The sequence below is a fragment of the Rhizobium sp. SVR5-2C genome (assembly GCF_056755115.1).
This window is the reverse complement of record NZ_JBNDHT010000186.1, coordinates 1-10413: the sequence shown is the minus strand read 5'-3', so window position 1 is coordinate 10413 and position 10413 is coordinate 1. Positions and strand designations below refer to the sequence as shown.

The 10413-nt window shown below is 59.7% G+C and carries 10 protein-coding genes; 5 read left to right on the top strand and 5 right to left on the bottom strand.

Annotated elements, in window-relative coordinates; all coding sequences use genetic code 11:
• From ACPYOI_RS32480 to ACPYOI_RS32460, 5 genes are all read right to left on the bottom strand, one after another.
• Positions 1-1453 (bottom strand): ABC transporter ATP-binding protein (locus tag ACPYOI_RS32480; RefSeq protein ID WP_481423917.1); only part of this gene is annotated, 1453 nt, incomplete at its 3' end.
• Complete coding sequence (locus ACPYOI_RS32475) at positions 1450-2598, bottom strand: ABC transporter permease (RefSeq protein WP_481419657.1); 1149 nt, start codon at positions 2596-2598, stop codon at positions 1450-1452. The genes ACPYOI_RS32475 and ACPYOI_RS32480, both read right to left, overlap by 4 nt.
• Positions 2598-3683 (bottom strand): microcin C ABC transporter permease YejB, encoded by a 1086-nt coding sequence (locus tag ACPYOI_RS32470; protein WP_481419658.1) that lies wholly within the window; start codon positions 3681-3683, stop codon positions 2598-2600. The genes ACPYOI_RS32475 and ACPYOI_RS32470 overlap by 1 nt, the downstream gene beginning before the upstream one ends.
• Before the next feature lie 158 nt (positions 3684-3841).
• On the bottom strand, positions 3842-5677 hold the full coding sequence (locus tag ACPYOI_RS32465; protein WP_481419659.1) for an extracellular solute-binding protein: 1836 nt from the start codon (positions 5675-5677) through the stop codon (positions 3842-3844).
• Positions 5678-5790: 113 nt separating this feature from the next.
• Positions 5791-6420, bottom strand: coding sequence for a TetR/AcrR family transcriptional regulator (locus ACPYOI_RS32460; protein ID WP_481419660.1), 630 nt, complete (start codon positions 6418-6420; stop codon positions 5791-5793).
• A gap of 40 nt (positions 6421-6460) precedes the next feature.
• Here ACPYOI_RS32460 and ACPYOI_RS32455 point away from each other — a divergent pair, with 40 nt between their 5' ends.
• The 5 genes from ACPYOI_RS32455 to ACPYOI_RS32435 form a co-directional block, all read left to right on the top strand.
• Positions 6461-7033, top strand: coding sequence for a hydrolase (locus ACPYOI_RS32455; RefSeq protein ID WP_481419661.1), 573 nt, complete (start codon positions 6461-6463; stop codon positions 7031-7033).
• A 143-nt stretch (positions 7034-7176) separates the two neighbouring features.
• Positions 7177-7758, top strand: coding sequence for a cytochrome b (locus tag ACPYOI_RS32450; protein WP_481419662.1), 582 nt, complete (start codon positions 7177-7179; stop codon positions 7756-7758).
• 145 nt (positions 7759-7903) lie between these two features.
• A complete protein-coding gene (mepA, locus tag ACPYOI_RS32445; protein ID WP_481419663.1) occupies positions 7904-8965 on the top strand; it encodes a penicillin-insensitive murein endopeptidase in 1062 nt (353 codons plus the stop codon).
• Positions 8966-9050: 85 nt separating this feature from the next.
• Positions 9051-9431, top strand: a complete 381-nt coding sequence (locus ACPYOI_RS32440) for a methylglyoxal synthase (RefSeq protein WP_481419664.1) — start codon at positions 9051-9053, stop codon at positions 9429-9431.
• A 14-nt stretch (positions 9432-9445) separates the two neighbouring features.
• Positions 9446-10413, top strand: a 968-nt coding sequence (locus ACPYOI_RS32435) for a glucokinase (protein WP_481423916.1), incomplete at its 3' end; no start/stop codon positions are given.

The following is a 10413-nucleotide window of genomic DNA, read 5'->3' as shown; positions in this document are numbered from 1 at the left end:
TGAAGAGATAGGCCAGATCGTGCTTTTTCTGCAGGTCGCGCAGGAGATCGACGACCTGTGCCTGCACGCTCATGTCGAGGGCCGATGTCGGCTCGTCAAGCATGACGAAGCGCGGCTTCAGCACCATGGCGCGGGCAATCGCGATGCGCTGCCGCTGGCCGCCGGAAAATTCATGAGGATAGCGCCAGCGGGTCAGCGGATCGAGGCCGACTTCCTCCAGCGCTGAGCAGACGCGCTGGTCGCGTTCTTCATACGACAGTGACCGCTCATGTACCTTCAATCCCTCCGCGATGATATCGCCGACCGACATGCGGGGACTGAGCGAGCCGTAGGGATCCTGGAAGACGACCTGAAGCTGATTGCGCAGCGGCCGCATCGCGGTGAACGAATAGTCGGCTATGTCCTTCCCGACGAAGCTGATGCGCCCTTTGGAAGAGATCAGCCGGGTGAGCGCCAGGCCCAGCGTCGTCTTGCCCGAGCCGGATTCGCCGACAACGCCGAGCGTCTGGCCGGCCCGCAGCGAAAGTTCAATGCCGTCGACCGCCTTTACATAATCAACGACCTTGCGCATCAGGCCGGCTTTGATGGGAAACCAGACGCGGATATCCGAGCCTTCCATCACCACCGGCTTGGACGGATCAGCAACAGGCGGCTCGCCACGCGGCTCCGAGGCAAGCAGATGGCGTGTGTAATCATGCTTCGGGTTGCTGAACACTGCGTCGACGGTGCCCGTCTCAACGATCTTGCCCTTGGTCATGACATAGACGCGATCGGCGAACTTGCGGACGATGCCGAGATCATGGGTGATGAAGAGCATCGACATGCCGTGCTCTCCCTTCAACCGGCGCAACAATTCGAGGATCTGCGCCTGGACCGTCACGTCGAGCGCCGTCGTCGGCTCGTCGGCAATCAGCAGCTCCGGCCGGTTGGCGAGCGCCATGGCAATCATGACGCGCTGCCGCTGACCGCCGGAAAGTTCGTGCGGATAGGCCTTCAGCCGCTTTTCAGGTTCGCGGATGCCGACCTGATTGAGCAGTTCCAGCACGCGTTTGCGGGCAGCCTGACCTGTGACGCCCTGATGCAACTCGAGGATTTCGGCGATCTGCTTTTCGATCGAATGGAGCGGATTGAGCGAGGTCATCGGCTCCTGGAAGATCATCGTGATGTCGTTGCCGCGCACCTCTCGCAGCGCCTTGTCGGATGCCTTGAGGAGATCCTTGCCCTTGAAAAGAACCTCGCCCGTCGGGTGGCTTGCTGCAGGATAGGGCAGCAGCCGTAGGATGGAATTTGCGGAAACGGACTTGCCGGACCCGGATTCGCCGACCAGCGCAACGACCTCGCCCTTCTTGATATCGAAGGAGATGCGATCGACGGCCAGCGATGTTTCGCCGCCTTGATGGAAGGCGACGGAGAGATCGCGGACGGAGAGAAGAGGTTCGGACATCTGGCTCATGCGAAGGTCTTTCTCGGGTCAAACGCGTCTCGCACGGCCTCGCCAACGAAGATCAGCAGGGAAAGCATGATCGACATGGTGAAGAAAGCAGCCAGCCCTAGCCACGGCGCCTGAAGATTGGTCTTGCCCTGGGCAATCATCTCGCCGAGGGACGGCGAGCCAGGGGGCATGCCGAAGCCGAGGAAGTCGAGCGATGTCAGCGTCGTGATGGACCCGGACAGGATGAAGGGCAGGAAGGTCAGCGTCGCGACCATCGCGTTCGGCAGCAGGTGGCGCCACATGATCGTGCGGTTATTGACGCCGAGCGCGCGGGCGGCGCGGACATATTCGAAATTGCGGGCGCGCAGGAATTCCGCGCGCACCACGCCGACAAATCCCACCCAGGAGAAGAGCAGCATGATGCCGAGTAACACGAAAAAGCCCGGCGGCAGGATCGCGGCGATGATCAGGAGGATGTAGAGCACGGGCATCGATGACCAGATCTCGATGAAGCGCTGCAGAAGCAGGTCCGTCAAGCCTCCGAAATACCCCTGCACGGCGCCGGCCGTCACACCGACAATTGCCGAGCAGATGGTCAATGCCAGGCCGAAGAGTACGGAGATGCGAAAACCGTAAATGATGCGCGCGAGCACGTCGCGAGCCTGATCGTCGGTTCCAAGCCAGTTGAGATTGCCGTAGTTGCAATTGGGATCGTTGATGCCTTGCGGATAACCGGAACAGCGCTCCTCCTCGCTCATCAGCCAGAACGGCGGCGTCGGCGCGGAATGCGGAATGTTGGAATTCACCGAGCGGTAGGAATAGTGGATCGGCGGCCAGATCATCCAGCCATTGGCATTGATCTCGTCTGCGATCACATCCGAGCGGTAATCTGCCTCAGCCAGGAAGCCGCCGAACTTTTCCTCCGGATAGTCTACCAGCACCGGAAAGAGTATCTCGCCTTTGTAGGAGGCGATAATCGGCTTGTCGTTGGCGATGAATTCCGCAAACAGGGTCAGGATGAACAGCGCCATGAACAGCCAGAACGACCAGTAGCCGCGCCGGTTTGCCTTGAAGTTCCGCCAGCGGCGGATGTTCGTCGGGGAAAGCAGGCCCTTGCGCGGCGGTTTGACCGGGGTAACGGGCGTCGGGTTGGCGGCCGTATCCATCAGACATCCCTCCGCTCGAAATCGATGCGCGGGTCGATCCAGGTATAGATCAGGTCCGAGAGCAAACCGACGAAAAGACCAAGCAGCGAGAAGATGTAGAGTGTGGCAAAGACGATTGGATAGTCGCGGTTGACGACCGAGAGGTAGCCGAGACGGCCGAGGCCATCGAGCGAGAAGATGTTCTCGATCAGCAGCGAGCCGGTGAAGAAGGCGGAAATGAAGGCGCCGGGAAAACTGGCGATGATGATCAGCATGGCGTTACGGAAAACGTGGCAGTAAAGCACCTTCCGCTCATTCAAGCCTTTGGCGCGGGCGGTCGTCACATATTGCTTCTTGATCTCCTCGATGAAGGAATTCTTCGTCAGCAGCGTCGTCGTCGCAAAGGCGGCGAGCGAGAGCGAGATCAGCGGCAGCGTCAGGTGCCAGAAATAATCGAGCGGCTTCTGCCACCAGGGCAGTTGGTCGAAATTGTCCGAAACCAGACCGCGCAGCGGGAACCAATCGTAGAACGAGCCGCCGGCGAAAAGCACGATCAGCAGGATACCGAACAGGAAGCTCGGCACGGCGTAGCCGATGATAATCGCGCCGGAGGTCCACACGTCGAAAGTCGAACCATCCTTCACCGCCTTGCGGATGCCAAGCGGAATGGAGATGCCGTAGGAGAAGATCATGATCCAGATGCCGAGCGAGGCCGAGACCGGCAGCTTTTCCTTGATGAGATCGAGCACCGAGGTATTGCGGAAGAAGCTCTCGCCGAAATCGAAACGGCTGTAGTTCCACATCATTTCCAGAAACCGCGTCAGCGGCGGCTTGTCGAAGCCGAACTGCTTCTCGAGCTTGGCGATCAATTCGGGATCGAGGCCCTGCGCACCGCGGTACCGGGAGCCGCTGTCATCGAACTGCTGTACGGCGTCCCCGCCGCCGGAAAGGCGCTGGTCGGCACCATCTGCCTGGCCGGTCAACTGCGCGATAACTTGCTCGACAGGGCCGCCCGGCGCAAACTGGATGACCGTGAACGATATCGCCATGATGCCGACAATCGTCGGTATCATCAAAAGCAGGCGTCGAAGAATGTAGGCTCCCATCAGCGCGCGGCCTCCCGGGTATCGAAATTCATCAGTGTGCGCGTCGCATAAGGAGTTTTCAATCAGCTAGCCTTCGGCCGGTTGCACCGGTTTTGGGTTTTGCGGCGGTGATTCGGGAGGTCCATTTGGAGCCCAGCAGTCCCGGCAATGCAACCCCGCTATTTCGCCTCCTTCGACCACCAGCTTTCCGGGAAGCCAAGGGAATATTCCGGATACTCTGCCGGATGCGTAACCTTATCCCAATAGGCGATCGAATAGGTATCCCGGTAGAACAGAGGGATGACATAGTGGTTGGCCAGCAGCACGCGGTCCATTGCCTTGATCGCAGCCACCTGCTCGTCGCGGTTCGGCGCGAAAATGATCATGCGAACGAGGGCATCGACGGCCGGATTGGCAATGCCCGCATAGTTGCGCGAGCCCTGCTGATCGACCGAGCCTGAACCCCAGTAATCGGCTTGCTCGTTGCCGGGGTTCATCGTCTCGGCCCAGACATTCCAGATCATGTCGTAGTCGAAGCTGCGGGCGCGGTTGGTATATTGCGAAGCGTCGACGGTGCGGACGCGGGCATCGATGCCTATCTTCTTTAAATTGTTGGCATAGGGCACGGCCCAGCGCTCCAGCATGGGGCTCGACAACAGGATTTCGAAGCTCAGCGGCTGGCCGGTCTTGGTGTTCACCATGCGGCTGCCCTTGATATCCCATCCCGCGTCCTTCAGCAGAGAAATCGCCTTGCGCAGGTTGCCGCGACTCTTCTGCTGGTCTCCGCCAACAGGGTTGCTGTAAGGCGCGGTGAATATCTCCGGCGGGACCTTGTCCTTCAAGCCATCAAGGATTTCGAGCTCCCGGCCCTGCGGAAGACCAGAGGAGGCAAGCTCCGTATTCCAGAAATAACTGTCGATCCGCTTATAGCTGCCGAACGCGACCGTGCGGTTGAGTTCCTCAAAGTCGAAGGCATAGTTCAAAGCCTCGCGCACCCGCGCGTCTTTGAAGACGTCGCGGCGCATGTTCGGAACGAGCGCCTGAAGGATGCCGGTCGAGCGCAGCGGATTGGGCACATCCTCCTTCTTGACGCGCCCATCCTTTACCGCGGGAAAGTCATATCCCGTTGCCCATCGGGCTGCCTGCGTTTCCTGCCAGTAATCGATATTGCCCGCACGGAAGGCCTCGAACTCTACGTCGCGGTCGCCAAAATACGTGTAGAAAATGTTGCGAAAGTTATTCTGGCCGACATTCACGTTGACGTCCTTGCCCCAGTAGTCGTCACGGAGTTCGTAGCGGATCGTCGAGCCCGGCGAGAAAGCGGCGATCTTGTAGGGACCCGATCCCATCACCGGTTCGAGCGTCGTCTTCGATATGTCGCGCGGCTTGCCGTCGGGGCCCGTGCCTTCCCACCAGTGTTTCGGCACGACGATCAGCTGGCCGAGGATGTTGGGGAGCTCCTTGTTGTTCTTCTCGTCGAAGGTGAACTTGACGTCGCGTTCGCCGGTCTTTTCGGCTTTGACGACATGCCGGTAGTAGTTGGCCGAAAGCGCATTGAGCTCCTTCGTCTTGTCGAAGCTGAAGATCACGTCTTCCGGAGTGACCGGCTTCCCGTCCGCCCATTTCGCTTCGGCGCGCAGCCTGAAGGTCGCGCTGGAAACGTCATCGGGATAGGAGACACCCTCAGCCAGAAGTCCGTAAGAGGCGAGCACTTCGTCGTCGGCCGATTTCATCAGGGTTTCGAAAGGCAGCGTCAGGCCGACGGCCACTTCACCCTTCGTCAGTATCGGGTTGAAGGTATCGTAGGTACCGGCGGTCGAAAGCCTCAGGTCTCCGCCTTTCGGTGCGTCCGGATTGACATAATCGAAATGCTTGAAGCCGGGCTTGTATTTGAGTTCGCCGATCGTCGACGTCCCGATCCTGAAGTTCTCTTCCTGAGCCGAGGCGCCCAGGGGCAAGGAGATCAAGACTGCGAGAGCAACGAGAGCACTTCTATTCCACCAGGCAACCGCCATTCACCAACCCCTGTCCATTTTTAGCTCTGTCGAGAATACGGGAAATACAGGCAAAAAATAGAAAAGAGATCCGTTTTTATGCAGCGTGCGAAATTTTGGCCTGATAGCCGCGTTCAGGGCGTCACTTCCTCGAGCCGCTTGCGGAGCATGCGCCGCAATTCGCCCACCAGCCGCGGATCGCCCGAACCGTCGGGATCATAAGCCGCTGCGACGATGATACGCAGGAGCTCCAGGACGAGGGAAGCCAACAGGTCGATGTCGCGCTCGACCGAAGGCTCGGCGTTCTTCAACAGCGCCGTGATGCTGGCGCGAAGTTCCGCACGCGATTTCGCCTTGCGCTCCTTGGGTACGTCGCGTCGCGCGGCCAGAACGGGAAATTCCGGATATTCCTCGATGAAGCGGCCGAGCCGCGTGAAGATTGCATCGCCGATCTCGGCGGCCGTCTGCCCGCGGATCCTTTCCGCCAGTTCGGCGAGCCCGTTGTTCAGTTGCTGCAGGCGGTCGATGTGCAGTGCTTCGGCGAGCAACAGCTTGGTCGGGAAGAACTGGTAGAGGGAACCGATCGAGGAATTGGCCGCGGCTGCGATCTCCGTCATGGTCGCCGCGTCGTAGCCCTTTTCAAGAAAGACCTTCGCCGCGGCCTCCAGAAGAACGGCGACGCGCTCATGGCCGCGCTGACGCTTCGGGGTACGGCTCTGCGGCTCGGGGCTTGATTTTTGTGAGGTTATCCTCATATCTGTCATTGTGAGGATTTCCTCATGTTTCTGTCCCCGGAGATTTTTCATGTCGCTTTACGATCCCAAGACCACCGCGCTCATTTCCATCGATCTGCAAGGCTTCATCGTCGGCCGGCCGGTTGCGCCGCATTCCGCCCAGCAAGTCATCGAAAACACCGCCGCAATCGCTACCCGGTTGAAATCGGAAGGCGGAACGGTGGTCCTCGTTACCGTCGGATTCTCCCCGGATTATGCCGATACTGTCAACCAGCCGGTGGACGAACCCATGGTCCTGCCTGAAGGCGGCCTTCCCGCCGCGGCCACCGCTGCTCCGGCTGAAATCGCCGCACTCTCGGTAGATGTCCATATCGTCAAGCATCACTGGAGCGCCTTCTACGGCACGGAGATGGATCTGCAGCTTCGCCGCCGCGGCATCAACACCGTGATCCTGACGGGCATCGCCACGAATTTCGGTGTCGAGGCAACGATCCGTGATGCCTTTGCCCACAACTACGCCGTCATCGCCGTCGAGGACGCCATGACCACCTTTTCTCAGGAAATGCACTCCTTCGCCTGCGAGCGCATCCTTCCGCGTATTTCCCGCGTGCGCAAAACCGCCGATATTCTCGCCAACGCCTGACGCTGCGATACGAGGGGATCACGCGCGATCGCACCGAGATGATGGCGAAGCAAATCCCTGGCGCTCTCCCGCGAGATCAACCCTAGTGAATAAAATCCGCGGGTGACGTGTTTAACGACCATCATCCACGGAGATCATGAATCATGAAGGTTAGTGCATTAGCCGTTCCGAACTCTTTGGACGGCTCCTCCTATGACCGTTTGACGATACTATTTCATTGGTCAACTGCCGTTCTAGTATTGTTTCAGTTCACGAGCGCCCATGTCTGGGAGCAATTTCAGAAAGGGACGAACATACGCGTCGAGTTGATATCCTTGCATGTGGCGAGCGGAATTGCTCTGACTATCATTGTCATAGGCCGCATTCTTTGGCGTTCAGTCTATGGCAGGAACTTGCCACCTTTCACATCGGGAGTTCAGCATGTCGCGGCCACCTTGGTGCACCACTTGCTTTATGCCCTTCTAGCTGTCCAGATAGCGCTCGGCATTCTACTCGGATGGTCCGTGGGCATTCCAATGAACTTCTTCGGCCTGTTCTCGATTCCTTCGCCAGTTGCTTTTTCGGCAGACACGCGACATCTCCTCGCTGATCTGCACGGCGTAACGGCATGGTCGATTATTGCTCTCGTCGGTGTTCACGCCGCAGCGGCACTTCTGCACCACTACGTTCTACGAGACAGCATCTTGAGCAGGATGCTGCCATTTCTCCTAAACGAGGCAGACTAGCGTCGACAGCACCACGGAGCGCAGCGCAAAGTGGCTCGAGAGTAGCTAGATATCCTTGCCGCCTGCCAAAACATCGATTCACCAAAATCGCTTTTCACGATAGATTCGATGCAAATCACTTCGGCAGACGCGGCAAGGGAACGGCATGGCTTTCGGTTTGGTTCAGGCTTTCAGGACTTTCGGCAAGCTGACGCTCGCCGGCGCAATCGGCGCAAGCTTTGCCGCCGGCGATGTCGGCGCACAGCAGAAGCAGCCGAGCCCGGGCAGTGCCAAGGCGCTCTTCGGCGCGGTGGCGCTGCCGACACAGGGATCGGCGCGGCCGATCGGCTTCTACGCCAAGGGGTGCATGACCGGCGCCGCCGCGCTTCCGTCCGACGGTCCCACCTGGCAGGCGATGCGCCTTTCGCGCAACCGGCGCTGGGGCAACCCCGCTATGATCTCACTGCTCGAAAAATTTTCGCAGGATGCGAATGACAAGATCGGCTGGCCCGGCATTCTGGTCGGCGACATCGCCCAACCGCGCGGCGGGCCGATGTTCAACGGGCATGCCTCGCACCAGATCGGCCTCGATGCCGATGTCTGGCTGACGCCGATGCCTTCGCACCGCATGAGCTATGAGGAGCGGGAAACGCTGCCCTTCACGACCATGTTGCAGAAGGACAAGTTCCTGACTGTCGATCCGAAGGCATGGACCGAACAGCGGGCGGAACTGCTGATGCTTGCGGCAAGCTATCCGCAAGTGGAACGCATCTTCGTCAATCCGGCGATCAAGAAGAAGATGTGCGACACGTGGACGGGCGACCGCGCGAACCTCGGCAAGCTGAGGCCCGAATACGGCCACGATTCACACTTCCACATCCGCATCAAATGCCCGCCGGGCGCCGCCGGCTGCAAACCACAGGCGCCAGTCGCAGCCGGCGACGGATGCGACAAGTCCCTCGCCTGGTGGTTCACCAAGGAGCCGTGGGCGCCGCCGAAACCCTCTCCGAAGCCTCCCAAGCCACCGCGCGAAGTCATGGTCTCCGATCTCCCGAAGGCGTGCGCAGCGGTTCTTGATGCACCGGCTGCGGCAGCGACCATCGCCGGAACGTATGGCGGTGCCCCGGCCGCAAATGCTGTGACGGCCGCTCCGGCGGCCTTGCCGGCGAGCGAGGACCTCCTTCCTACCACCGGCCCTGTTCCACCTGAGAAGCCGGCCATGCCGTGATGGCGCAGAGACTTGTGTATCAACTCGTACGCTTGGTATAGAAGCCGCCCAATCGATTGAATCCTTAGGATGGAGGTCCTTTTTCATGGCCGGCGGCAAATGCCTCGCATTGATTGCGCATGACCAGAAGAAGAATGAGATGGCGGACTTTGCCCGACGCAACAGAGACCTGCTTTCCAAATGGAAGATAGTGGCAACCGGAACAACCGGTGGCCGCGTTCTCGACGCCGTTCCCGATCTTGACGTCACGCGCCTGAAGAGCGGGCCGCTCGGCGGCGATCAGCAGATCGGCGCGTTGATTTCCACCGGCGAAGTCAGCGCGCTTATTTTCCTTGTCGATCCGTTGACGCCGATGCCGCATGATGTCGATGTGAAGGCATTGATGCGGCTTGCGATCGTTTACGACATCCCAATGGCCCTGAACCACGCGACCGCCGAAAAGCTCATCGCGACGCTGCACGCCTAAATACGGAACCGGCTATGTCCATGCTCAACACCAGTGATGCTCACCTGCCCTTTCCGATCCTCATCGGTGATATCGGTGGAACGAATGCACGCTTCTCCATCCTCCCGGATGCGTCGGCAGAGGCCATCAATTTCCCGAATGTCAGAACAGCCGACTTCACGACGATCGACGAAGCGATCCGCAACGGCGTTCTGGCTAAGACGGACATGCGGCCCCGCGCTGCAATCCTTGCCGTTGCCGGACCGATCAATGGCGATGAAATTCCGCTGACCAACTGCGACTGGGTCGTCCGTCCGCATACGATGATCGAAGGTCTCGGCATCGAGGACGTGCTTGTCATCAACGACTTCGAAGCTCAGGCGCTGGCGATTTCCTCGCTCGGCGATGGCGAGCGCGAACTGATCGGCTCAGCATCGAAGGAGATTGTCGCTTCCCGCGTGGTGCTCGGTCCTGGAACGGGCCTCGGCGTCGGTGGGCTTGCACACGTGCAGGGCGGGTGGATCCCGGTGCCGGGCGAAGGCGGCCATGTCGATCTCGGCCCCCGCAGCAAGCGCGATCTGGAAATCTTTCCCTATGTCGAAACGATCGAGGGCCGTGTTTCGGCCGAGCAGATCCTTTCCGGGCGCGGGATCGTTCATCTCTACCGGGCAATCTGCAAGGCGGACCGCATCGATCCCAAGTACAGCGACCCTGCCGACATCACCTCTCATGCGCTTGCCGGATCCGATGCGACGGCGGTGGAGACCATCTCGCTTTTTTCGACATATCTCGGAAGACTGGCCGGCGACCTGGCGATGATCTTCATGGCTAAGGGCGGAGTCTATCTTTCCGGCGGCATCTCGCAGAAGATTCTTCCGGCGTTGAGGCAGCCGGAATTCCGCGCCGCGTTCGAGGACAAAGCGCCGCATTCGCACTGGCTGAAAGCGATTCCGACCTATGTCGTGACCCATCCGCTGGCGGCCCTTGCAGGCCTGTCCTTCTA